16 protein-coding genes are annotated in these 24,977 nt (G+C 49.9%); 12 read left to right on the top strand and 4 right to left on the bottom strand.

What is annotated here, in order from left to right; translation table 11 throughout:
- The first annotated feature begins 15 nt into the window (after window positions 1–15).
- The 6 genes from ggt to MYF79_RS13880 all read left to right on the top strand — a co-directional run bounded on the left by ggt (window position 16) and on the right by MYF79_RS13880 (window position 10,077).
- Entirely contained in the window at window positions 16–1,716 is a 1,701-nt protein-coding gene (gene ggt, locus MYF79_RS13905; protein ID WP_247814546.1) for a gamma-glutamyltransferase, read from the top strand.
- Between the two features lie 22 nt (window positions 1,717–1,738).
- Window positions 1,739–2,272, top strand: a complete 534-nt coding sequence (locus MYF79_RS13900) for a DUF1572 family protein (protein WP_247814545.1) — start codon at window positions 1,739–1,741, stop codon at window positions 2,270–2,272.
- 6 nt (window positions 2,273–2,278) lie between these two features.
- Window positions 2,279–2,707: a hypothetical protein gene (locus tag MYF79_RS13895; protein ID WP_247814543.1), complete on the top strand. Its 429-nt coding sequence runs from the start codon at window positions 2,279–2,281 to the stop codon at window positions 2,705–2,707.
- A gap of 518 nt (window positions 2,708–3,225) precedes the next feature.
- Window positions 3,226–4,272, top strand: a complete 1,047-nt coding sequence (locus tag MYF79_RS13890) for an aminotransferase class I/II-fold pyridoxal phosphate-dependent enzyme (protein WP_247814541.1) — start codon at window positions 3,226–3,228, stop codon at window positions 4,270–4,272.
- A 2-nt stretch (window positions 4,273–4,274) separates the two neighbouring features.
- Window positions 4,275–5,153, top strand: coding sequence for a TraB/GumN family protein (locus MYF79_RS13885; protein WP_247814540.1), 879 nt, complete (start codon window positions 4,275–4,277; stop codon window positions 5,151–5,153).
- A 190-nt stretch (window positions 5,154–5,343) separates the two neighbouring features.
- Complete coding sequence (locus MYF79_RS13880; RefSeq protein ID WP_247814538.1) at window positions 5,344–10,077, top strand: translocation/assembly module TamB domain-containing protein; 4,734 nt, start codon at window positions 5,344–5,346, stop codon at window positions 10,075–10,077.
- A 438-nt stretch (window positions 10,078–10,515) separates the two neighbouring features.
- On the opposite strand, the gene MYF79_RS13875 is transcribed toward MYF79_RS13880, so the two are convergent.
- On the bottom strand, window positions 10,516–11,718 hold the full coding sequence (locus MYF79_RS13875; RefSeq protein WP_199657111.1) for a bifunctional 3,4-dihydroxy-2-butanone-4-phosphate synthase/GTP cyclohydrolase II: 1,203 nt from the start codon (window positions 11,716–11,718) through the stop codon (window positions 10,516–10,518).
- Window positions 11,719–12,087: 369 nt separating this feature from the next.
- Between MYF79_RS13875 and MYF79_RS13870 the strand changes: the two genes are divergently transcribed.
- From MYF79_RS13870 to MYF79_RS13845, 6 genes are all read left to right on the top strand, one after another.
- Window positions 12,088–15,384 (top strand): TonB-dependent receptor, encoded by a 3,297-nt coding sequence (locus MYF79_RS13870; RefSeq protein ID WP_247814537.1) that lies wholly within the window; start codon window positions 12,088–12,090, stop codon window positions 15,382–15,384.
- A gap of 129 nt (window positions 15,385–15,513) precedes the next feature.
- Entirely contained in the window at window positions 15,514–16,221 is a 708-nt protein-coding gene (locus tag MYF79_RS13865; RefSeq protein WP_247814536.1) for an alpha/beta hydrolase-fold protein, read from the top strand.
- 154 nt (window positions 16,222–16,375) lie between these two features.
- Complete coding sequence (locus tag MYF79_RS13860; RefSeq protein ID WP_247814534.1) at window positions 16,376–17,482, top strand: RimK family alpha-L-glutamate ligase; 1,107 nt, start codon at window positions 16,376–16,378, stop codon at window positions 17,480–17,482.
- Between the two features lie 78 nt (window positions 17,483–17,560).
- Window positions 17,561–18,661 (top strand): carboxylate-amine ligase, encoded by a 1,101-nt coding sequence (locus tag MYF79_RS13855; RefSeq protein WP_199657115.1) that lies wholly within the window; start codon window positions 17,561–17,563, stop codon window positions 18,659–18,661.
- Window positions 18,662–18,678: 17 nt separating this feature from the next.
- Entirely contained in the window at window positions 18,679–19,512 is an 834-nt protein-coding gene (locus MYF79_RS13850) for a type 1 glutamine amidotransferase (protein WP_247814532.1), read from the top strand.
- Complete coding sequence (locus MYF79_RS13845; RefSeq protein ID WP_247814531.1) at window positions 19,509–20,708, top strand: hypothetical protein; 1,200 nt, start codon at window positions 19,509–19,511, stop codon at window positions 20,706–20,708. Before MYF79_RS13850 ends, MYF79_RS13845 begins: the two co-directional genes overlap by 4 nt.
- Window positions 20,709–21,013: 305 nt before the next feature.
- Here the strand turns inward: MYF79_RS13845 and MYF79_RS13840 are convergent, their stop codons facing one another.
- From MYF79_RS13840 to MYF79_RS13830, 3 genes are all read right to left on the bottom strand, one after another.
- Entirely contained in the window at window positions 21,014–22,645 is a 1,632-nt protein-coding gene (locus MYF79_RS13840) for an FAD-dependent oxidoreductase (RefSeq protein ID WP_247814529.1), read from the bottom strand.
- Window positions 22,646–22,666: 21 nt separating this feature from the next.
- Window positions 22,667–23,419 (bottom strand): SGNH/GDSL hydrolase family protein, encoded by a 753-nt coding sequence (locus MYF79_RS13835; protein WP_247814527.1) that lies wholly within the window; start codon window positions 23,417–23,419, stop codon window positions 22,667–22,669.
- Between the two features lie 121 nt (window positions 23,420–23,540).
- Entirely contained in the window at window positions 23,541–24,965 is a 1,425-nt protein-coding gene (locus MYF79_RS13830) for a RagB/SusD family nutrient uptake outer membrane protein (protein WP_247814526.1), read from the bottom strand.
- Between the last annotated feature and the right edge of the window lie 12 nt (window positions 24,966–24,977).

The following is a 24,977-nucleotide window of genomic DNA, read 5'->3' as shown; positions in this document are numbered from 1 at the left end:
TAAACTCATAAACGCATGCGCACGATTCCTGTTTTACTGGCTATAACCCTTGCCAGCACAGCTTATGCACAACAACCAGCCCAGATCAATGCCTATCGTTATCAAGTTAAAAAAAGTATTACCGCCAGTCATGGCGCCGTAGTATCTGCCCATCCATTAGCCAGCCAGGCCGGCCTGCTGATGTTACAACAGGGTGGTAATGCGGTAGATGCGGCTATTGCCACGCAGTTTGCGTTGGCCGTGGTATATCCCGCTGCCGGGAATCTTGGCGGCGGTGGTTTCCTGGTAGCCCACCTGAAAAACGGGAAGGACCTGGCCATCGACTACAGGGAAAAAGCACCCGCAGCGGCTTCCCGCGATATGTACCTGGATGCCTCAGGCAATGCCAATACAAAACTGAGCCAGGACGGTCACCTGGCATCGGGCGTACCGGGTACCGTAGCCGGCATCTTTGCGTCCCTGCCATATGCAAAGCTGCGCATCCAGCAGCTCATTGCTCCGGCCATTACTCTGGCAGAAAAGGGCTTCGCCATTACCGAAAGGGAAGCCAGGAGCCTGAATGCAACACAGGAACAGTTCAGCAAGCTCAATACGCAACCTAACGCCTTTGTAAGAAAAAAGACCTGGAAAGCGGGAGATACCCTGATACAGAAAGACCTTGCCGCCACCCTGAAAAGGATCAGTATCAATGGCCGCGCAGGCTTTTATGAAGGGGAAACCGCGGCGTTCATCCTGGCGGAAATGAAACGCGGCAAAGGGCTGATCACCGCAGCAGACCTGAAAGCTTATGAAGCGAAAGAGCGGACAGCCGTTTCCTTCTACTATAAAAATTATCGTATCGTCACCATGCCATTACCTTCCAGCGGCGGCGTTGCCCTGCAACAGATGATGGGGATGGTGGAAAAATATCCGCTGTCTGCCTGGGGTTTCCATTCTGTCAACGCCATGCACCTCATGATAGAGGCGGAACGCCGCGCCTATGCAGACCGTGCGCAATACCTGGGAGATCCTGATTTTGTGAAAGTACCGGTAAAACAACTCACCGCTCCCGAATACCTGCGTACGCGCATGGAAGATTTTGACCCACACCGTGCAGGCTCCAGTAAACAGACCGGCGCAGGAACTGTTTATTATGAAAGTGATGAGACCACACACCTTTCTGTGATGGACAACGAGGGCAATGCTGTATCCGTAACCACCACCCTGAATGGCGGCTATGGCTCCAAAGTGGTAGTAGGCGGCGCTGGCTTTTTCCTGAACAACGAAATGGACGATTTCAGCGTAAAGCCCGGCGTGCCTAACATGTACGGCCTGGTAGGAACAGAGGCGAATGCTGTAGCTCCCGGCAAACGTATGCTGAGCTCTATGACGCCTACCATTGTGCTGAAGAAAGACAAGCCATATATTGTAGCAGGTACGCCCGGCGGCTCGACCATCATCACTTCCGTGTTCCAGACCCTGCTCAATATCATTGAATTCAACCTGCCTGTGCAGCAGGCGGTAGATGCGCCCAAATTCCATCACCAATGGCTGCCCGACGAGGTGGATGTAGAGGAAGACTTTGATGAAACACCTTTACAGTACTTAAGGGAGATGGGCTATAAGATAGTACCTCATAGTCCCATCGGACGTACAGAGGTTATTAAGGTGAACACCAAAGGACAGCTGGAAGCGGCGGGCGATAAAAGAGGCGATGACAGCGTAGCTGGTTATTGATCATCACTAAAACTACTTTCGTATGATAGGACAAATCTTCCTGGATAGTGTGCTGAAAAGATTCGCATACTATAAATCACTCGGCGATCAGACACTGGCTGTGCTCAGCAGCGAACAACTGCACTGGCAGCCGGAGGGAGAGCCGAACAGCATCTGCCTCATCGTGAAACACATGAGTGGCAATATGCACTCCCGCTGGACAGATTTCCTTCACTCCGATGGCGAAAAACCCTGGCGTAACAGGGACGTGGAGTTTGAAGATGACAATGCATCTGCCGCAGATATCATCAGGCTCTGGGACGCCGGCTGGAAATGTATGCTGGATGCTATAAGCGCCCTGACACCGGAAGACCTGGAGAAGACCGTTTATATACGCAGCGAGCCGCATATTGTGCTGGATGCCATCAACAGGCAGCTCAGCCATATCCCCTATCACGTAGGGCAAATTGTGTACATTGGTAAAATGATCAAAAAATCTGACTGGAAAAGCCTGTCTATCCCCAAAGGGCAATCGCAGGCCTTCAACCAGGACATGTTTGGAAAAAAGCAACAATAATATACCATGAAGATCAGATTACAGGCTATCCTGTCAGCAATTGTACTGGCCCTCCTTTTCAGCGCATGTAACAGCGGCCGTACCAACCAGCTGTTGCTGCACAAGAAATGGCGGGTGTATGATGTGGTGATACCACCAGGATCGGCCTACGATATTACACAGATCACCCAGGCCACTGACCTGAAAAGAGGATATTACACGAATGTGTTTTACCAGTTCCTCGACAACAACCTGTTCATCGCCACCATCGACAATAAACCGGATTCCGGCAAGTACGAGCTACTGAGCAATGGTAAGATCATCTCTGTAACTGCCGCCAATGGCCTGCGGTCATCAGAGAACCTGGTGACGGTGATAAACCTGGATGAAACGCATTTTGATATGAAGGTGAAATCGGGGGATTACTATTTCATATTGAAAACGAAATCTGAATGAGCGGGGGGCATCCTCGCGTTATAAACAATCCAGCGGGGGCACCGTGTTATAAACACGGGCGACCCGCGTTACAAACAACCAGGGGGCGTATCCGTTACAAATAACACCGGGGCACCCATTACACGACGGTGGGTGTACCCATTAAACAATGGGGTGTATCCAATACACGACCCGGGGTTGAAAACCCCGGGCTACAAACACAAGGCTCCTGACGGAGCCGATTGGCGCGAATGAATGCGTTATGCCATCCCGGGGTGTCGCGGGTGTTATAAACAACCAGGGAGCGTACCCGTTACCAATAACACGGGGCACACATTACACGACGGTGGGTGTACCATTAAACAACGGGGTGCCCGCGTTACAAACGACCCGGGTGTACCAATTACACAAACGGGGGGGATACCCGCATTACAAACAACCCGGGGTTGAAAACCCCGGGCTACAAACAAGAGGCTCCTGACGGAGCCGATTGGCACGAATGGATCTTATGGAATGCTGGAACTAAAAAGACTCACGACATGCAGGCACAATTCACACATACAACGCCGACCGGCAAAACGAGCATTTCCGGGAAAGAATATCTCTTCTTTTCCGGATTTTCTTACCTGGGCTTACATGCGCTTCCTGCCTTTAAGGAGTTGCTGAAACAGGGTATTGATGAATATGGGACCACCTTTGTATCCTCCCGTATTGCCAATACCAGGCTGCTCCTGTATGAGGAGCTGGAGCATGCCCTGGCGGTATTGCTGCAGCAGCAGGCAGCGGCGACTTTTTCTTCCGGTTACCTGGCATCGCAGGCGGCAGTACAATATGCCGCCACAAAGGGAGAGCTGTTGTATGCGCCATCTGCCCATCCGGCTTTATGGAAAGGACAGCCACTCATTCCTGCACAGGAATGGTCTGCCTGGGCCGCCGCCACGGTCGACAAGGTCAATGCGCATCCTGACGGAAGTTTTGTGATTGTGACAGACAGCGTGAACCCGCTCGCCAGTACCATCAACGATTTCTCCTGGTTGCAACAGCTGAAGCGCCAGGTGCTGGTGCTCATTGACGATGCACATGGTATTGGCGTGATCGGGACGGATGGTAATGGCATCATACATAGCCTGCCAAAGCATCCTCCCGTTCAGTACCTGCTGTCAGCCTCCCTTACCAAGGCCTACAGCGCCCAGGGAGGCGTAGTATCGGGGCATGCGGCGGATATTGCAGCGATTAAAAGGCTCCCCCTCTTTACCGGCGCCACCCCTATGATGCCGGCCAATGCCTGGGCATTCCTGCAAAGCTTTTCCCTGCATCGCGAACAAAGACGGCTGTTACAGCAACGGATCAGTTATTTTGCATCCCTGACGGGAAATATCGGATACTTACACAACCCCTTCCAGTTGCCCGTATTCCTGCTGAAGGAGAGTGCGGGTATTGAAAAATACCTGCTGGAGCATGATATCATGATCTCCTCATTCGGTTATCCCAATCCGGATAGTCCGCCTGTGAACAGGATCATTGTTTCAGCACAGCATTCGGAGGAGGATCTGTACATACTGCATAAATTACTTTTAAACAGATAGACATGTTATTCAAGAAGACCTCTTTGCTGTTTTCCTGTAGTCTGTTGTTGTTAACCATCAAATGCCAGCAGCAAACAGCCCCAAAGTCTTCCTTACTCTGGGAAATATCCGGTAAAGGCCTGCAAAGCCCATCCTGGTTGTATGGAACTATTCATGCTATCTGTCCTGATGACAATCATTTCTCTCCTGCTACCCTGGATGCGCTGAAGCAATCCAAAACGCTATACCTGGAATTGAACACCGACGATAAACAGGAAATAAGCCGTCTGCGGTCAGCAGCACTAATGCCGGAGCCTTATTCCTTCAAGGCACTGTTTGCGGAAGATGATTATGTAAAGGTGTCCACCTGGTACCGCAATACACTGAATATCGAACTGGCACAACTGGATAAGCTGAAGCCAGTGATCATATATTCCCTCATGCTACAAAAATTCGCTGCCACAACCTGCCCTCAGCCGGCATCTGTAGAGGCCGAACTTAGGAAACTGGCGAAAGTGCAGCAACTACCGGTCAAAAACCTGGAAACAGTCATGGACCAGCTGGCCCTTTTTGACAGTATTCCTGATACGGAAGAAGCCGCAATGGTGTTGAAGAGTATTACTGATACGGTGAAATCGAGGGAAGTATACCAAAAGATGATGGCCGCCTATAAACAGGGAGATATCCAGTCATTATACAGTCTGATCGTTGAAACGGAAGACATGCTCCGGTATAAGGACCTGCTGCTGGACAGGCGTAACCGCAACTGGATCAGTATCATCAGCAATGAAGCCGGCAAAGCATCTACTTTTTTCGCAGTAGGCGCAGGGCACCTGGGTGGTAACATGGGGGTGATAGCGCTCTTGCGCAAGGAAGGATATACTGTTAAACCTGTGTTATAAAGCAATACTCATACAATACTCACAGACGATGGCCGGCACTTCTGCGTTCTCTTATAGTTCTATCAAGTAATTCAACTATTTTTGCCGGATTAAATATCGCCGCCTGAAAAAAGTACGCAAAATATTATCTGTTATCTTCCTGAGTATCCTGGGCCTGATCATCCTGATCGGCATACTGGTAAACATTCCGGTGGTACAGAACTTCCTGGTGCATCAAGTCACCCAACGCCTGTCAGAACAACTGAGAACCCGTGTAGAGATCGATCATGTCAACGTCCGCCTGTTCAATAGTTTCCGCCTGGAAGGCACACTGATAGAAGACCGTCATAAAGATACCCTGCTCTATGCCCGCGTACTGCAATTGCGCATTACGGACTGGTTCTTCTTCCAGGACAAACCTGTGATCAAGTTTGTGGGACTGGAAGACGCAGATATAAACCTGGTACGCCACAGGAACGATTCCGTATGGAACTACCAATTCATCATCGATGAATTCAGCGCTCCGCCGGATACTACCCTGAAGCCCCGCAAAGGCGGCGGCGGTGTCTCTTTCGACCTGCGTAAAACAGACCTGCGCAATGTGCGCATTAACCAGATCGATGCCTGGATAGGAGAAGACATGCGTGTGGCGGCTAAACGCATTTACCTGGACGCCAAGAATATTGACCTTAACCTGCATAACATTGATATACAGGAGCTGACGCTGGATAAACCGACGTTTATCATTTCCCGGTACCCGGCCTCTCCCCTCCGTAAGAAACGTCCGGCGCCACCCGCAGCGCCGCTCACAGATACCGCAGCCATTCCCGCCCTTCGCTGGAACAGCGCCAACTGGAAGCTGCTGGTAAAAGAGATCAGCATTAAGGACGGCACTTTAGGGGTGGATGACCTGGAAGACCCTACCCCGGTAGCAAAAGGATATTTTGCCCCCAATCATATCCGCTTCAACAAGATCGACCTGTCACTGACCAATACCAGCCTGGTAAAAGACAGCATCCTGGGCGATCTGACCATGAGCACCAAAGAGCGGAGCGGCTTCGAGGTGAAAAAGCTGACAGCGAAGTTCAAGATGTCGCCGGTAGAAATGGAGTTCTCCCACATGGACCTGTTTACCAACCGCAGCCACCTGCGGGATTACTATACCATGCAGTATGCCGATATCAGTGACATGAACCACTATATCGACGAGGTATATATGCGTGCGCATATTGTGAACAGCTCCCTCCATTCCGACGATATCGCCTACTTCGCGCCCGAACTGTCCGACTGGAAAAGGGAGATCTCCCTGAGCGGAGATGCCCGTGGCCCTGTCAGCAACCTGAAAGCATCCAATATCCGCCTGGAAGCCGGCGCCACCACCCGCCTGAAAGGCGGACTGGAAATGCGTGGCCTTCCGGATATCAACAATACCTACATCGACTTTAACGCAGATGAACTGCTCACCACCGGGGCTGACATTATCAGCATTGCGCCTGATCTGCGGAATATAGATCCCGTGCAACTGGAACGGCTGAACAATATCCGTTTCACCGGTAGCTTTACAGGCTTCGTGAACGACTTCGTGGCCTACGGTAAGTTCCAGACCAATCTGGGTAACCTGAATTCCGACCTTAACTTTAAAACGAACAGGGATGTACCGGTATATTCCGGAAGTCTCACCACAGACGCCTTCAACGTGGGCGCCCTGATGGGCGTGCCCGAAATAGCTACCGTCTCGCTCAGCGCAAAACTGAACGGGGAAGGCTTCAACTTCAGGACCCTGAAAGCTGCCGTGGATGCCGATGTACAACAGATCACACTGAACGGCTACAGCTACAGCAATATCAAGACCAAGGGGGAAATGAACCGTAAATTCTTCAACGGCTCCCTAACGGTCAACGATCCCAACCTGGACATGGATTTTTCCGGTACCATCGACTTCAATGGCGATGTGCCGGTATTCGATTTCGATTCCGACATCCGCCATGGCAACCTGCGGGCCTTAAAACTGACAGGCGATTCCATCGTGCTGCAGGCTAAAATGGCCCTCAACTTCGCCGGAGACAACATCGATAACTTCAATGGTTCCGCCAGGGTATACAATGTATCCCTGTTCAAAGACCAGCGCAGGCTGGAGTTCGACTCCCTCAATGTATCCACCCACCTGGAAAATAATGTAAAGGTGCTGGCCATCCAGGGTAGCGAAATAGGCGGGTATGTAAAAGGGAATTACAGTTTCATGCAGCTGCCGGATGCTTTCCGCCTCCTGTTGAACAAATATTATCCCAGCTACTTCCCTACCGCCCCTAAAGACAATATCCAGCAGGATTTCTCTTTCGCCTTCCAGCTGGGGCAGGTAGATAAACTGATACGTGGCTTTTCAAAGGATATTTCCGGCTTCGACAACTCCACCATAGAGGGTAACCTGAATACCATCAAAGGTAACCTGGCCCTGAATGTCAATGTGCCGCTGGCCTCTTACAGGAACTATCATTTTGAAAATCTTCAGCTGAAAAGCACGGGGACTTTCGACAAGATAGACATCAGTACCAGTATCGGGAAGGTATCTTCCGGCGACAAGGTACTGCTGCAGCATCCGCTTATCCTGGCCAATTCCGGCAGGGATACTTCTTATATTAAGGTGGACCTGCAGGCTATAGACTCCTCCTCCCTGGATGGTTTCTATGCCAGGGTTATTACTGTAGCTGAGGGTGTGAAAGTGAGTTTCCTCAACAGCGCCTTTACCGTAAATGAGCGGCAATGGAATGTGACGCCGGGCAATGAAATATACTGGAGCAAGGACTTCCTCACCATCCATAACCTGCAGGTAACCAGGAACGAACAAAGCATCACGGTAGAGACGAACGAGTTCAACCCGGACGAGTCGAAATTTATCGTGAACCTGAAAAACCTGAACCTGAATGACGTCATCCCCTCCCAACTGACCACTATGCGCATAGAAGGTTTTGCGGATGGGAACATCACCATTTCCGATCCGGCAGGCAGCCTGGATGTCAATGCCCTGATCACCACCAGCGAGTTGCGTATTGACAATGACTCCATTGGCCTGGTGGCCTTTGAAGGCGGTTATAAACAGGAAACGGGCGACGTGACCTTCTCTGTCAGATCAGAAAATAAGGGCAAGAATTTCTTTGCAGAAGGACTGGCAGGCGTATCCGCCACCAACAACAGGTTACAGGCCAATGTGGAGCTGAACGGCACCTCTCTCAGTGTGCTGGACCGCTTTGTGAACGAATATGTAACAGACCTGAAAGGGATGGCCTCCGGCAAGCTGGCCATCACCGGCACTACCCGGCAGCCATCCGTACATGGTAACCTGCGCGTAGACAGTGCGGGCCTGAAGGTGTTGTACCTGGGCACCCATTACACCATCCCCCGGCTTAACGTGAACATAGATGACAACCTGATTGAATTCGGTAACTTCTTCATCGTCGATAAGAATAACAGCCGGGCTACTGCCAGTGGTTATATATCACATGATCATTTCAATAATCTCAACTTTGACTTCGACGTTAGTGCCAGGAACTTCATATTCCTGAATACCGGTGCGGCAGACAGCGACCTGTTTTACGGGAACGTGATCGCAGATGGTAAGGTCTATTTCTCGGGCCCCCTGAACGATCTGCAACTGCGTATACAGGCAAGACCAGGCAGGACCACACATTTCTACCTGCCATTGTCAGACAGTAAGGACATTGGCCGTTCGGACTATATCACGTTCAAGTCTTACGGTACGGAGATGAAAGAGGAAAAGAAAAAGAAGAAAGACAACGTAAAACTGAGCGTAAAACTGGATATCTCCGCCACCCCGGATGCCCAGATCGACGTGATCATGGACGCTGCTTCCGGTGATATGATCTCGGCGAACGGTACCGGCAACCTGCAGATCAATGTGAATACAGAGGGCGATTTCACCATGTTCGGTAATTATGAGATCAATAACGGATCCTACAATTTTACCCTGCAGCGGCTGACCAGCTGGAAGTTCGACATCGACAAGAGCAGTTCCATCACCTGGAATGGCGATCCCAACGAAGCCAAAGTGGACATTCATGCGAAATACACGCTGCCTAAAGTAAGTCTTTATAACCTGGTGGGTAACTCCTCTACCGCGGGCGATAAACTGGCTACCCGTACAGAAAGGGTGGACATCCTCATCAATCTCCGGAACGAGCTGATGAAGCCGGATATCACCTACGAGATCAGCCTGCCGGAAGTAGGCTCAGTGGCTTACGAAAGTGGTGTGGCGGCCAAACTGAGGGAGATCAACCAGGACCAGAACAAGGCCCTGCAACAAATGGCCGGTCTTCTCCTGTTCAACCAGTTCCTGCCGGAAGATCCTAACTCGGCCGGTGGCGCCAGTGTGGCAACGACGGGTAAGAACAGCGTGGGCCAGGCGTTGAGTGCACAGGCATCTGCCATTCTGAACAATATTACCGGCACCCTGCTGAAAAACAGCGGTATCGGTATCAATGTCAACTACAGGGCTTACAATATTGGTAGCCAGGACAATGCATCCCTTGACCGTAACCAGGTGAGCGCCGGGGTGACCAGTAACCTCTATAATAACAGGATCAGGTTGTATGTGGGCGGTGACTACGATTGGGGTAAGGCCAGCACTTCGGCCAATGCCAACCGCTTTGCGGGCGACTTCAGGGCAGAATACCTCCTGACACCGGAAGGCCGTTTGCGTATCAATGCCTTCAGTAAATCGGATTATGACGTATATAACCTGGTAAACCGTAACAAGGCGGGTCTGGGTATATCCTATGTACGTGAGTATAATAAGTTTTCGGAGCTGTTCAACGAGCGGAACCGGCGCAGATATATTGACTCGATCAGGAGAGCGGAAGCCATCCGGCAGGAAGAGATTGAAAAACAACGTGATAAAGAGGATAGTTTGAAGCGGAAGGGCGGGAATTAAGACGCTTGTTTGTTCATCGCTTAGTCGTCCATGATATTCGCCTTCAGGGATTTCGCCACCCGAGGGTATTCGCCTCCCGGGGTTTCCGCCACCAGGGGGTATTCGCCTCCAGGGGGTATTCGCCTCCAGGGGTTTCGCCTCCCGGGGGTATTCGCCACCAGGGGGTATTCGCCTCCAGGGGGTATTCGCCTCCCGGGGTATTCGCCTCCCGGGGTTTCGCCTCCCGGGGTTTCGCCACCCGGGGTTTCGCCCCCCGGGGGTATTCGCCACCCGGGGGTATTCGCCACCCGGGGGTATTCAACCCCGGGCTACAAACACGTCGCTCCTGACGGAGCGGAATGCAGCGGATCGGACCTTATAGATAAGATAAGAACTTATAATAATTAAAAAAGGAATCAGTTTACGCTGATTCCTTTTTTAATTGACGGAGGTCTTCAATTACCCCTTTAGTATCTCATGTCCCAGCTTATCGCGTTTGGTCTTGAGATAGAATTCGTTATGTGGATTCGGATGTACTTCAATAGGTACATTTTCCACTATTTCAAGGCCATATCCTTTTAACCCGGCGCGTTTGCGGGGATTATTGGTGATCAGGCGCATTTTGGTAATGTTCATATGGCGGAGGATCTGTGCCCCTACACCGTAGTCGCGTTCATCCATTTTGAAGCCCAGTTCCAGGTTTGCCTGTACGGTGTCACGACCTTCTTCCTGCAGCTTGTAGGCCTTCAGTTTGTTCAGCAGTCCGATACCACGGCCTTCCTGGTTCATGTAGAGTATCAGGCCTTTACCTTCGCGTTCTACCATTTCCATGGCCTTGTGCAGCTGTTCGCCGCAATCGCAGCGGAGGGAGTGCAGGATGTCGCCGGTTACGCAGGAGGAGTGTATACGAACCAGTACCGGTTCACCTTTCTCCCAGGTACCCTTTTTGAGGGCCATATGCAGGTCGCCGGAGTTCAGTTGTTTAAAAGCTACCAGTTCGAAGTCGCCATATGCGGTAGGCATATGTACAGTTACCTGTTCTTCGATCAGGGTTTCTTTTTCCAGGCGGTATTCGATCAGATCTTTGATAGAAATAAGCTTCAGGTCGAACTTGTCTGCTATTTCCTTCAGTTGTGGCAGGCGGGCCATGGTGCCGTCTTCGTTCATGATCTCCACCAGCACGCCGGCAGGCTCAAAACCAGCCAGACGGGCCAGGTCGATAGTGGCTTCGGTATGACCGGTACGGCGTAGTACGCCGCCGCTTTTTGCCTTCAGGGGGAAGATATGTCCTGGTTTCCCAAGTTCTTCAGGGCGTGTATTAGGATCAATCAGGGCCTGTACGGTCTTGGCACGGTCGTGCGCTGAAATACCGGTGGTGCATCCGTGGCCTAAAAGGTCCACTGATACGGTAAAGGGCGTCTGGTGCAGAGCTGTATTGTCACGCACCATCATTTCCAGCTTCAGTTCCTCACAACGTTCTTCCACCAGCGGTGCACATATTAAACCACGGCCGTAACGGCTCATAAAATTGATGATCTCTGGTGTTACGTTCCTTGCTGCTGTAACAAAATCTCCCTCATTCTCCCTGTCCTCGTCATCTACGACTATTACCAGCTTACCATTCCTGATATCTTCTATGGCTGATTCTATTGTATCTAGCATAGCGCTTTATTAAAGTTAATTTGCAAAGTTATGGTAAAAAAAGCACCATACCCTATCCGATCTGCTTACCTGAATGTCACTGCACATATATAGCAATAAACCATATAAATATTCGGGCTGATAAGTATATGATTTAATACCGTACGCTGCAATATTCTAAGTATTTTAAAGATGTCCTATTCGATTTTTTAGAATTTCTGGCACAAATTCTTGAACAAACTCGATAAAATCCCTGTTTAAAATGATGACTATCCAAAATTATATACTGTAAAGCAGATAAGCTCAATGGCTTAACAATTTGTTAATTTATAGTTAAAATCTGTAAAACTTTATTCGCCACCTTTGCGTCATAAATCAAATCGCTCGTTTATGGGATTTAAAAGATTACTTTCTACATTCATTGTACTGTTTATCGCTTTTTACTCCTATGCCCAGGTTACCACCAGTAGCATGACCGGTAAGATCACCGGCCCTGCAAATGAGGCCTTACCTGGTGCTACCGTTGTTGTAATCCATGTGCCTTCAGGTACTAAATACGGTACCACTACAGATGCAGAGGGTTATTACCGGCTCCCAAACATGAACGTGGGCGGACCGTACAAAGTGACTGCCTCCTATATCGGCTATACGGAATTCAGCCAGGGGGACATTTTCCTGGCCCTGGGTCAGCCATTCAGACTGAACATGAAACTGGGAGAAAAAGCCCAGGATATTAAAGAAGTGCAGGTAACCGCACAGAGAGGCGGCGGTGTATTCAACTCCAGCCGTAAAGGTGCGCAGACTGTACTGAACCGCTCCCAGATAGAGGCCTTACCTACTGTGGGCAGGAACCTGACAGACTTCGTGCGTCTGACCCCTCAGGCAAAACTGACCAAAGATGGTAGCGGTAACCAGACTATCTCCATCGCAGGTACCAACAACAAATACAACGCTACTTTCGTGGACGGTGCTGTACAGAACGACGTATTCGGTCTGGCAGAAAACGGTACCAACGGTGGTCAGATCGGTATCTCTCCTTTCAGTATCGATATCATCGACCAGTTTAACATAAACGTATCTCCATTCGACGTAAAGCAGGGTGGTTTTGCCGGTGGCGCCATCAACGCGGTAACAAGAAGGGGTACCAACGATATCGAAGGTTCTGCTTACTACTTCGTGCGCAACGAGAGCTTTGCAGGTAAGACGCCTAACAAGGATGAGAGCAAGAGATTTAAGCTGGCTGACTTCTCTTCCAAAACTTACGGTGCGCGTTTAGGCGGCGCCATCATCAAGAACAAACTGTTCTACTTTGTGAACGCAGAGTGGCAGAAAGAGACGCGTCCGCAGCCTTTCACCTATCAGACATACGCGAACGGCCCCGGTAGCGCACATGCTACACAGCAACAGCTGTCCGACCTCACTGCCAAACTGAAGGCATCAGGCTACGATCCCGGTGGTTATGAAACAGTTGAGAACTCACTGGACGGTCGTAAATTCTTCGCAAGACTGGACTGGAACATCAGCGATGCGCACAAGTTCACCATCCGTCACAGCTATGTACACGGTGAAAGCACCAGCCCGGGTAAATCCAGCGCCAACACGATCACGTTTGCCAATAAAGGTATTCTCTTCCCGTCTACGACCAACGCTACCACTGCCGAGCTGAAAAGCCAGTTTGGAAACAGGGCTTCCAACTCCCTGCTGGTAGGCGCAAACATCGTAAGAGATGACCGTGGTATCATGGGTTCTCCATATACTTCCGTATTCATCACCAAAGAATCTATCAGCTTCGGTACAGAAGAATTCTCTGTGGCAAACCTGCTGAAACAGGATGTATTCACCCTGACTGATAACCTGGAACTGTACAGAGGTAAACATACCATCTCCCTGGGTACAAGTAATGAGTTCTATAATATGACGAACGTATTTATCCGTCAGAACTATGGTTCTTATACTTTCGCCAGCCTGGACGATTTCATGAACAATGCCTCTCCTGTTCAGTACCAGCGTTCATTCTCTGCTGTAGATAAAACTACCGGAGATGATACAAAGGGTGCAGCCAAGTTCAAGGCGCTGCAACTGGGTTTCTATGCACAGGACGACTACCAGGTGAATGACCGCTTACGCGTGTCGCTGGGTATACGTGCAGACCTGCCTATGCTGCTGACCGATCCTGCTACGAACAATGACTTTAACAATACCATACTGCCAGCTGTTGTAGCTGCAGGTAAATGGGATATCAAAGGCGCTAAAACAGGTACTAAACCTGATGCCAGGATCCTGCTGTCTCCCCGTATCGCCTTCAACTGGGACGTGAAAGGAGACCAGACCACGCAGATCCGTGGTGGTGCAGGTATCTTCACCAGCCGCATTCCATTTGTATGGCTGGGTGGTATGTACAACAACAACGGTGTAACCCTGGGTGGTATGACCTTAAAGTATGATCCTACCAAACCAGAAGGTCCGGCCAACCAGAAGATCCCTTTCATCACCGATCCGTTCAACCAGCCTAGCATTACGGTAGCGCCATCAGGACAGATCGACCTGTTTGCGAAGAACTTCAAATTCCCACAGGTATTCAGAACCAGCCTGGCAGTAGATCAGCGTTTACCATGGGGCATGATCGGTAGCCTGGAAGCTATTTATACCAAAAATATCAATAACGTAGTTTACTACAACCTGTCATACATTCCGAGCGGCACCACCGTAACCGGTAATGGTGGCGACAACCGTCCGATATGGAAGAACGTAGGCTCTGCTGTACGTGGTAACTATACCGATATCATGTATGCACAGAACACCAGCAAGGGTTATTCCTACAACCTGACCGCACAGTTACAGAAATCATTCGATAATGGTTTCAGCGGTACGGCATCTTATACCTTCGGCCGTTCCAAATCTATCAACGATGGTCAGTCTTCCCAGAACTCTTCCCAGTGGAGGGTGCCAAACGTAAGGGGCCGTAACGATGTAGACCTGGGTTATTCTATCTTCGACGTAGGTTCAAGGATCGTTGCATCCGTGACCTACAAGAAGGAATACCTGAAACACCTGGCTACTACGGTATCTTTATACTACACCGGTCAGTCCGGCGACAGGTATTCTTACGGATACATCGACCCGTCTACCAATATCGTAAAAGATTACACTACCAGCAGCGACAGGGGCCTGAACCTGATCTATGTACCAAGAACTGCAGCAGAGATCAACCTGGTAGCATATAATGACGCAGCAGGTAATGTGGTTACTCCTGAACAGCAGTGGGCCGCACTGGATGCATTCATCAACAACGATAAATACCTGAGCAAACGCAGGGGACAGTATGCTGAAAAGAATGGCGCACGCGTTCCTTTCACGCACATCTTCGACCTGCACCTGGCACAGGATATCTTCGTAGGACAGAAGAACGGTAAACGCCACACCGTACAGGTTACCTTCGATATCTTCAACCTGGGTAACATGTTGAACAATGACTGGGGCCGCATCTACTCTACCCGTACAGGTATGAACTATAACAACTATGGTTTGATCAACCTCGTTGGGTTTGCAGCTGATGGTACCACACCACAGTTCAACTTCAAGAACCCTGTTAAAAACGACAACAAGACTGTTGCAACCATCGATGATTTCGGTGTACAGTCAGCACGTTGGCAGGCACAGCTTGGCTTCCGTTACACATTCAGATAGTCAGAGCACTTTTCATAGAAAAAGGGTTGTACGCCGTTGGCGCGACAACCCTTTTTTATTGGATGATAATACTCATTACTTTATTATTCCTTCACAGCCTGTAAGCGTTTTTTCTTTATATTTATAACGATGCAGGAACAACATTACAAATGGCATTCTCCACACCTGGGCCATGAATTTGAAATGCTGGTGTACGGCGAAGAGGGCTATCCGCTGATACTCTTCCCAACATCTATGGGGCGGCATCACGAACATAAGGACAGAGGGCTGATCCAGGCTTTGCAATGGTTTGTAGACAATCAGCTGATCAGGATCTACTGTCCGGACAGTATAGACAGCGATAGCTGGTATAATCCGCACATCTCCCCGGCGCAAAGGGCACTGAATCATATCAGGTATGACAATATGCTTCGCCATGAAGTGCTGGAAAAAGTGACTATGGAAACGGGCGTTCACCGCGTAGCGGTAGCCGGTTGCAGCTTTGGCGGATATCATGCCGCTAATTTCGCTTTCCGCTATCCTGAAAGCGTATCCTACCTGTTTAGCCTTAGCGGTGTTTTCGACCTCAAACCAAGGCTTAACGGCCATTATGACGACAACGTGTATTTCCATAACCCGGTGGACTTTATGCCCGCTAATCCTCATGAAGCCCTGTGGCGCATGGGGATCATCTTAGGCGTAGCCGAAAAAGACATCACCCGCAGTCAGAATGAAACCATGTCGGGCATTCTTTCCGGCAAAGGCATCATGCACTGGCTGGATGTAAGGCCTAACAGGACGCACGACTGGCCTACCTGGCTGGAAATGCTGCCATATTACCTGTCCCTCATAAAATAGGGACAAACTACCATTGGCAGTAATGCTTTTATGCAAGGCAGCTGGTATTCAATACAGGCATTAAGACAGTGAAAATCCCGCCCTTGGCGCGAATATTGATTCTCAACGCTGCTGTTGTAAACGACGGATAACCAAACAGTAAAACTCTTTACAGATGAAAAAAATAGGACTCCTCTTTGGCCAGGAAAATGGCTTTCCCCAGGCATTTATCGATCGTGTGAATGAGAAACAGGTAGATGATATTACAGCGGAAGCTGTGTCTATAGATAAAGTGATACAGGGTATTCCTTCGGGGTATACGGTGATCCTTGACCGCATCTCCCAGGACGTTCCTTTCTACCGCGCCTGGCTCAAACAGGCTGCACTGGAGGGGGCAGCTGTTATCAACAATCCTTTCTGGTGGAGTGCCGACGACAAATTCGTCAACAATGAGCTGGCCCAGCGGACTGGTGTACAGGTACCTAAAACCGCTCTTATCCCTTCGAGGGAACTTCCTTTGAATACCTCCGACCAGTCGTTCCGGAACCTGGTGTACCCTTTCGACTGGGATTCAATTTTCGACTATATCGGTTTCCCTGCCTACATGAAACCATTCAATGGCGGCGGATGGAAACATGTGTATAAAATCCATGACCGTGAGGAGTTCTTTGCACAACATGCCCGTACAGGACAGTTGGTAATGATGCTGCAGGAAGAGATAAAATACGAATCCTACTACCGTTGCTACTGTATCGGCGGCAGGTATGTGCGGGTGATCCCCTACGATCCTTACCAGCCGGAAAACCAGCGTTACCTGGCGGAAGACAGTGGTGACGGCGACCTGCTGAACATCGTTGCCGACCAGGTGGCCAGGTTGAACCAATACCTGGGCTACGATTTCAATTCGGTGGAAATTGCCGTACGCAATGGAGTGCCTTATGTGATCGACTTCTGGAACCCGGCGCCGGAAACCAATGCAAAGGTCATAGGCCCCGACAATTTCGAATGGGTGGTGGAAACAGCCGCCACTTATGCTATCCAGCGCGCACAGCAGCAAAAGCCGGGTACCGATAATCTGACCTGGGGCAATTTCCTGCAACACGCCGTTCATGGCCAGCAAACGGCTATTGTTCCCGGCGCCAAGAAGGCGGCGGCGAAGAAGCCTGCTGCGGTGACGCCCGCCAAAACGCCTAAAGATGCGAAGGAGCTGGTAGATGCTCTGTCAGAAAAAGAAACCCCGGCCAAAAAAACACCCGCCAAAAAGACTAAAAAGAAAGAATAACTTTGGTGTCCAAAATGCCGGATCACGGGTCCGCGGTCCGGCATTTACCATTTGTAACTGATTGTACACCAACACCACATGCTCAAAAATTTCACCCTCGGTATTGAAGAGGAATATATGGTCATGGATCCGGTGACCCGTGAGCTCCGGTCCCATGAACAAAAGATCGTAGAACAGGCGCACAGGGTGCTCCGCGACAAGGTAAAAGCGGAATTTCACCAGGCAGTAGTAGAAGTAGGCACCCAGGTCTGCTCGAATATTGACGAAGCCTGTGAAGACGTTTCCATGCTGCGCCGCACCATCGCCCAGATAGCCGGCGACCTCGGTTTCAGCATCGGCGCTTCCGGCACCCATCCTTTCTCCAACTGGGAATTACAGCTCATCACCGATCATCCCCGTTATTTCGAGATCGTGAACGAAATGCAGGATGCTGCCCGCTCCAACCTCATTTTCGGACTACATGTACATGTGGGCATGGAAAGCAGGGAAATGGCGCTGCATATTGCCAATTCCGTCCGTTATTTCCTGCCGCACGTATTTGCCTTAAGTACCAACTCCCCTTTCTGGGAAGGCCGTAATACCGGCTTTAAATCCTATCGTACAAAAGTATTCGACAAGTTTCCCCGCACCGGCATTCCCGATTATTTTGCCAGCATAGAAGAATACGACAGGTATATCCAGCTGCTGGTGAAGACCAATTGTATAGACAATGCAAAGAAGGTGTGGTGGGACCTGCGCGTACACCCTTTCTTCGACACGGTAGAATTCCGCATCTGCGACGTACCGCTTACCGTAAAAGAGACCTGTACTATTGCCGCGCTCTTCCAGGCCGTATGCGCCAAGATCTATAAACTGCGTATGCAGAACCTGAACTTCATCATCTACAACCGCGCCCTGGTCAATGAGAACAAATGGCGCGCTTCCCGCTACGGTATTGATGGTAGCCTGATCGATTTCGGCAAGGAGGAAGAAGTGAATGCACGCCTGCTCATCTCTGAGCTGCTGGACTTTGTGGATGATGTGGTAGATGACCTGGGCAGCCGTCACTATATAGAGCATACCCGTCATATCCTGGAAAACGGTACCGGCGCCGATCAGCAGCTGAAGGTCTATGCTGAGACCAAAGACCTGATATCGGTAACCGACTTCATCACTAATCAGTTCCTGAAAGACTGCTAAACATGTAACTTTGCAGTATGATTCCGAATAAGCAGCACTGGAAAGTAGCAGTTCTGGATATGTACGAACAGGTCCCTAATGAAGGCATGCGCTGCATCAGGGAAATATTGACCAGCTATGCTGAAAGACATGCGCTGCAACTTGAATTTCATGAATATGAGGTAAGGGTGCAGCAGCAGGTGCCAGATCTGTCCTACGACATCTACATCTCCACCGGCGGTCCTGGTAGTCCGCTGGACAGCGAAGGCAGTGAGTGGGAACAACATTATTTCCGTCTCATGGAAGACATCAGGGAATGGAATGCCGCCGCTATTGAAAAAAAACAGGTTTTACTGATCTGCCACAGTTTTCAGCTGATGTGCCGTTATCTCGGATTAGGCAATGTATGCCGCCGCAGGTCTCCGGCATTTGGCGTCTTTCCCGTGCATAAAACAGTTGCGGGCGAGCAGGAACTGGTATTCAATGAACTGCCCGAGCCTTATTACATCGTTGACAGCCGTAACTGGCAGGTCATCGAGCTGAATCAGCAGAAGATGGAAGCCATCGGCGCGCAAGTGCTGGCCATTGAGAAAGAACGGCCGCATGTACCACTGGAACGTGCTACCATGGCCATCCGCTTCAGCGATTACTGCCTGGGCACACAGTTCCATCCGGAAGCAGATGCTGCAGGCATGCGCATGTACCTGTTGCAGCAGGAAAAGAAGAACCAGGTCATCACCAATTATGGAGCAGAAAAATACTACGGCATGCTGGAGCATCTTTCTGACCCGGACAAAATTATGCTGACGCACGATGCTTTTATACCGGCATTTCTTGATAATGCCATTTTTAAACGCTCTTTACAACAATGATCCCCTCCATACGTAGCACATACAATCATCAGTTCACCCAGCGGCAATACCAGGATTTCCTTTCAGGTATTGCGGCAGAGGCAGGAGAAGCACCGGCCTTTAAAGTGGCTGAAACGCCTGTATTCATTCCTGCGCAGCTGACAGCCAGGATACAGCAGGCCTGCGATGACATTGTTGCTGTCATCCTCCACCCGGATTTCAAACAGCAAACCAGGGATGCTATTCCCCATGAACTGAAAGTACCGCATGAAAATGACCATCCTCACTTTATGGTCATTGATTTTGCCGTATGTCGTGACGAAGCAGGCAACCTGACACCCAAACTGATAGAACTACAAGGTTTCCCATCCTTATACGCCTTCCAGGAACTGATGGCGCGTCAGTTCAGAACGCATTTCTCTATTCCTGATACGCTCCGCAACTTCTTCAATGGCCTGAATGCAAGCTCCTATTTTGAATTGCTGAAAGAGGTCATCATCGGTCCCTGCGCGCCGGAAGAAGTAGTGCTGCTGGAAGTAAAACCACATGAACAGAAAACAAGGATCGACTTTTACTATACCGAACATAAGCTCGGCATCAAAGCTGTCTGCATCACAAAACTGATCCAGGAGGGCAAAAAACTGTACTATGAGCTGGATGGTAAACGTATACAGATCAAACGCATCTACAACCGCGTTATATTTGACGACCTGCACCGGCAACAGGAATTGCTGGGTAAACATGTGCATCTCTTCCAGGATTTAGAAGTAGAATGGATCACACATCCCAACTGGTTCTATCGCATCAGTAAATACATGCTGCCCTTCATTCACAGTGAATACGCTCCTAAAAGCTGGTTCCTGCATCAATTGCCTGTGATACCTGCCGACCTGGAAAACTATGTACTGAAGCCGCTCTTCTCTTTCGCAGGAAAGGGCGTACTCATAGACGTGACACAGGAGGACCTGGATAAGATCCAGGATCCGGAGAACTGGATCCTGCAACAAAAAGTGCAGTATGCTCCCGCTGTAGAAACACCGGAAGGTCCTGCCTATTGTGAGATACGTATGATGTACATATGGCCGGACAGCAGTCCTGCGCCTTTGCTTGTACACAACCTTGCCAGGATCAGCAAAAGCAAAATGATCGGTGTGTCGCAAGGCAAGCCGCAGAACTGGACCGGCGGCAGCTGCGCCTTCTTTGAACAGGCGTTGTAATATTGGTACTGCGTTTTCATTCCCCGTGCGTTTTCGTTCCCCGGGTTGTCACCCGGGCCTACAAACACGGGCACTCCTGACGGAGTGCTTCGCGCGGTCTGGCGATCTATTTCATTTTGGATTTTTCCGTATTCAATACGTTTCGGTTTCATCGTTTTCATCCGTATTCATTTCTCATTTCGGTGGTTACGTGTTGCGTTTTTGTTCCCCGGCTATCACACAGCGCTACAAACACGGGCACTCCCTCAGGAGTGCCCGTGTTTGTCTTTTAGTTGCTACGTCTCAGCCGATATTTGCATGTGACTTTACAGCCGCTGCTTATCTTTCAATAGCTGTGCCTTCAGTTGTTCATAGCTGATATCCTGTACTGCTTTCTTTGCGTCTATTGCCTGGATAGCGGCGGTAGCAGCACTCTGTCCCAGTATCATGAACACCGGTTCCATCCTGATACTACCATAGGCGATGTGTGTAGACGACACGCATACGGGTACCAGCAGGTTCTCACATTCTCCCTTCCTGGGCACAATAGCTCCGTAGCTGATACGGTAAGGCTCCGGCACGCGCACCTCTACATCTCCTTCATTCTGCACGGTGCCATCGTCCTGTACATATCGTTGTGTGTTGTGTGAATCGAGCGTATAAGAGCCCATACCGACAGGATTAACCACCTGCTTCTTTCCCAGCACTTCATGTTCTGTCATGACTTCCATACCGGTCATGCGACGGGCTTCACGGATATATAACTGGTGCGGCCAGTTGCCATTATCTTTGAATTCATCCCTTGACAATCCCCATTTATTCATATGCTCACGGATATTATCAGGCACCCGCGGATCAGTGGACATAAAGTATAAGAGCCCTTTCTGATAAGTAGCATGGGCCGCGATGATCTCTTTTCTCTTTTCATAGGAAGCCTCGGGATAGTCGTAGTTCATACCGATATAATCTGTGCTGAAAGGCCCGTGGTTGTTAACGTCCGTTTTATGATTAGGAATAGGGTCATATTTATTAAATGCCTCTTCCCAACCGTTCTTAAACACCCTCACCAGCAATTCATACTGAGTGGAATCATATCCCTCCGGACGCACAAAAGGAATACGGTTTGCAGGAAGATCTGTCAGGCACATACGGAAGCAATAAGCCTGCACGCGTTTATCGGCACTCCCCTTCTCACCGGGTGGCAGTGGAGAAATAAGCGGTAATAAACCACTTTTAGCATCCCCGGGTATTTTGTACGCGCTGACCGGCTGCTTAAAATAGTGACCGTGGTGAAGTACGCCTATCTGTACACCATTCCAGGTTTCATTGAACTCGCTGTTGGCTTCCCTGCCTACCCGGTAGGATACTTTGGCAGCGGCCATCAGATCGCCTTCATAGGTAGCGTCAATGAACATCTTCCCGCGGAATGTTTTACCGCTCAGTGTTCTGATAGCGGTGATCTTTTCACCTTTTTTGCTTACACCTTTTTTACGGTCCAGCCATTCATCGCGGTATACTTTGATATTATTTTCTTTCACAAAATCTTCAAACACCTGCTCTGCTACGTGTGGCTCGAAGATCCACATGGTACGTTCTGCGCCGTCCATAGCAGGCGTGCCCTGTCCTTTATTACCATATTCAGATTGTGGCTGCCAGTTCCATGCAGAAGGCTGTGCATAATGCAGGTAGATGCGATGGTAAAATTCGCGCGCCAGGCCACCGATGACCGACTTATTCCCTGTATCGGTGAAACCAAGTCCTCCGGCCGACAAGCCGCCCAGGTGCTTGTCGGGCGATACGATGACCACTGATCTGTTCATTTTTTTGACCTGCACGGCGGCGGTGACAGCGGCGGAGGTACCGCCATAGATCACAACATCGGCCTCTATGGGCGTCTGTGCCCGGGCCTGTGTAAGGCATAACAAACAAAAGAGTAAGATTGTAAGAAGCTGCTTCATAACTGTGGGTTTAAAGATGTTTTATGGTACCAGTAACTTTTTAAGATATGCCGGATAGCTATGTCCTTCTGTACCACCATCACCGTGCGTGATGCTGTCTCCGAAACATACTATCCTTTTATGCGGTAGTTGCCGCTGGATGATACAATCGTACACTACGACGCCCATCAGACGGTAACCGTCGGGCGTAGGATGGACACCGTCCGTTTTCCCGCTGTTCAGTTCATTCTGAATAAGACTGTCCTTGTCTTTGCCGATGTTACCGGCACGTTCAAATATGCGGCCCATGTCCAGCAATGCCTGACCAGTATCCGCAGCTATTGCAGCGATCACTTCATTGACGGCCTTCCGCCGGGCCACATAGCCTTCAGGATCATAAAAGGTCTTTGGATGCCGGGTATACAGATAAGGTTCAAAGGCGGGCAGGATGGTCATCAGTAATACCTTACTACCCGTATTACTGATCATCTTCACCATGTTGCGCATGTTCTTGTCGTATTCTTTCAGGGGTACATGTTTCATACTGTTCATATCGTTGGTGCCGGCCATGAATACAGTAAGGTCCGGACGATGCGACAGGCAATCCTTGTCTATTCTTGCCAGCATATCTACGGTATTATTACCGCCGATACCGGCATTGATGACCAATGAAGGTTCATCGTCTCCTGCCGGCTGCCATGCGGCTTTTGGAAGATGGGAAGCAAGCGCATTTTTCCCCGAAAGGGAAAAAGAAGTGGCTAATATTCCTGCCTGTAAAAATGTTCTTCTTTGCATATCATCGTGTTGATTAATAAACTCGGGGGCATCTTCATGAGGGATGCTTTCAGTACCATTTCCGCTGATTTACTGTATACAGCGCTGCTCATCCTCTCACAGCGCTTGCATTAAATAACACTCAGTAATCCGGGTTCTGCTTCAGTTTAGCGTTCACATCGATCTCTGTCTGGGGGATCGGGTACAAATAATGTCTTTCGCTCACAACGATGGATGGGTTCTGTGCTTTCATAGCGCTGATCAGTCGTTTGGTACGCACCAGGTCATACCAGCGGTGCCCTTCAAAGGCCAGTTCCAGTCTTCTTTCCAGCAGCACGCTATCGCGGAACTGCGCCTGTCCCAGGGAAGGCTCCAGCTCAGGAATACCGGCGCGCCTGCGGAGACGGTTAACGGCATTAAAGGCATCCGGATTGCCGGCAGCCTGTTCATTGAGCGCTTCCGCATACATCAGTAAAACATCTGCATAACGGATCACGGGAAAATTGTTACTTCCTTCCCCATTGGCGGTGGCAGACGGGTCCCGGTACTTGTATACGTAAGCCGGGAAAGTAATGCTGGCCGGAGCGGGGGGCGTAGTGGCGGCAGAGTACAACCTGATAGTAAGGTCACGACGTTTATCCGTAGCGCGATAGGTATCATACAGGTTCTTTGTAACCGGATCATCTCCGAAACCTGCAATACCATTCACCTTATCAAAGTTGGGACGCATATAGCCCTGCATAAAACTTCCCTCTCCCAGACCACCACCCAGTGCCTGCACTTCAAATACGGCCTCTTTTCCGTTCTTGTTAGCGATCAGGAAGGCATCCTCAAATTTATCCCAGATGTCATAAACGCCAAGGTCCATTACTTCCTTACACTTCGCCGATGCATTGGGCCAGTATTCACGGGTCAGGTATATCTTGGCCAGGAAAGCGAGAGCAGCCCCTTTGGTGGCACGGCCCAGGTTAGCACCGCTATAGGAAACAGGCAGTACGGCCGCTGCTTCGGAAAAGTCTTTTATTGCCTGCTGGTATACATCTTCCGCTGTGGCCCTCGCTACATCCAGGTTATCAAGCGAAGTGGTTTCCTGCAATATCAACGGCACGCCACCAAACATGCGCACCAGTGTAAAATAATAAAACCCTCTTAAAAATTTAGCCTCTGCCAGGTATTGGCTTCTCAAAGCGGTATCCATATTGATACCCGGCACATGTCCCAGCACAGCGTTGGCCTTGTTGATGCCGGAGTAGGCGGCGGTCCATATTGACTGGAAAGTAGTCGTAGCCGGTGTAAAGGAATACTTATCTACATCGTTCTTCGCCTGGTTGGCAGTAGAGCGGCCCCCACCCCATTCTGCATCATCGGTAGCCTGGTCCTGCAATACCCACATGGCCTGATCGTACATATTCTGCCCTTTCAGCTGATCGTATGCAGCGCTGAGGGCCGCCTTGGCATCGTCGGCATTCTTGTAGAAATTGTCCGGCGTAAAATTGGATTGCAGTTGCTGGTCCAGCAGGTTACAGGACATTTGTGTACAGATCAACAGAAAAAATAGCTTTTTCATATACGTGCTGTT

The organism is Chitinophaga filiformis (assembly GCF_023100805.1).
GTDB classification, from domain to species: domain Bacteria; phylum Bacteroidota; class Bacteroidia; order Chitinophagales; family Chitinophagaceae; genus Chitinophaga; species Chitinophaga filiformis_B.
This window is presented reverse-complemented; position numbering and strand designations above follow the sequence as displayed.

What these genes read in the sequence shown, in the direction of transcription:
- MYF79_RS13870 (WP_247814537.1), top strand. Translation starts at nt 12,088, where the DNA reads ATGGGATTTAAAAGATTACTTTCTACATTCATTGTACTGTTTATCGCT.
- MYF79_RS13875 (WP_199657111.1), bottom strand. Translation starts at nt 11,718, where the DNA reads ATGCTAGATACAATAGAATCAGCCATAGAAGATATCAGGAATGGTAAG.
- ggt (WP_247814546.1), top strand. Translation starts at nt 16, where the DNA reads ATGCGCACGATTCCTGTTTTACTGGCTATAACCCTTGCCAGCACAGCT.
- MYF79_RS13895 (WP_247814543.1), top strand. Translation starts at nt 2,279, where the DNA reads ATGAAGATCAGATTACAGGCTATCCTGTCAGCAATTGTACTGGCCCTC.
- MYF79_RS13830 (WP_247814526.1), bottom strand. Translation starts at nt 24,965, where the DNA reads ATGAAAAAGCTATTTTTTCTGTTGATCTGTACACAAATGTCCTGTAAC.
- MYF79_RS13860 (WP_247814534.1), top strand. Translation starts at nt 16,376, where the DNA reads ATGAAAAAAATAGGACTCCTCTTTGGCCAGGAAAATGGCTTTCCCCAG.
- MYF79_RS13840 (WP_247814529.1), bottom strand. Translation starts at nt 22,645, where the DNA reads ATGAAGCAGCTTCTTACAATCTTACTCTTTTGTTTGTTATGCCTTACA.
- MYF79_RS13845 (WP_247814531.1), top strand. Translation starts at nt 19,509, where the DNA reads ATGATCCCCTCCATACGTAGCACATACAATCATCAGTTCACCCAGCGG.
- MYF79_RS13900 (WP_247814545.1), top strand. Translation starts at nt 1,739, where the DNA reads ATGATAGGACAAATCTTCCTGGATAGTGTGCTGAAAAGATTCGCATAC.
- MYF79_RS13885 (WP_247814540.1), top strand. Translation starts at nt 4,275, where the DNA reads ATGTTATTCAAGAAGACCTCTTTGCTGTTTTCCTGTAGTCTGTTGTTG.
- MYF79_RS13855 (WP_199657115.1), top strand. Translation starts at nt 17,561, where the DNA reads ATGCTCAAAAATTTCACCCTCGGTATTGAAGAGGAATATATGGTCATG.
- MYF79_RS13890 (WP_247814541.1), top strand. Translation starts at nt 3,226, where the DNA reads ATGCAGGCACAATTCACACATACAACGCCGACCGGCAAAACGAGCATT.
- MYF79_RS13865 (WP_247814536.1), top strand. Translation starts at nt 15,514, where the DNA reads ATGCAGGAACAACATTACAAATGGCATTCTCCACACCTGGGCCATGAA.
- MYF79_RS13835 (WP_247814527.1), bottom strand. Translation starts at nt 23,419, where the DNA reads ATGCAAAGAAGAACATTTTTACAGGCAGGAATATTAGCCACTTCTTTT.
- MYF79_RS13850 (WP_247814532.1), top strand. Translation starts at nt 18,679, where the DNA reads ATGATTCCGAATAAGCAGCACTGGAAAGTAGCAGTTCTGGATATGTAC.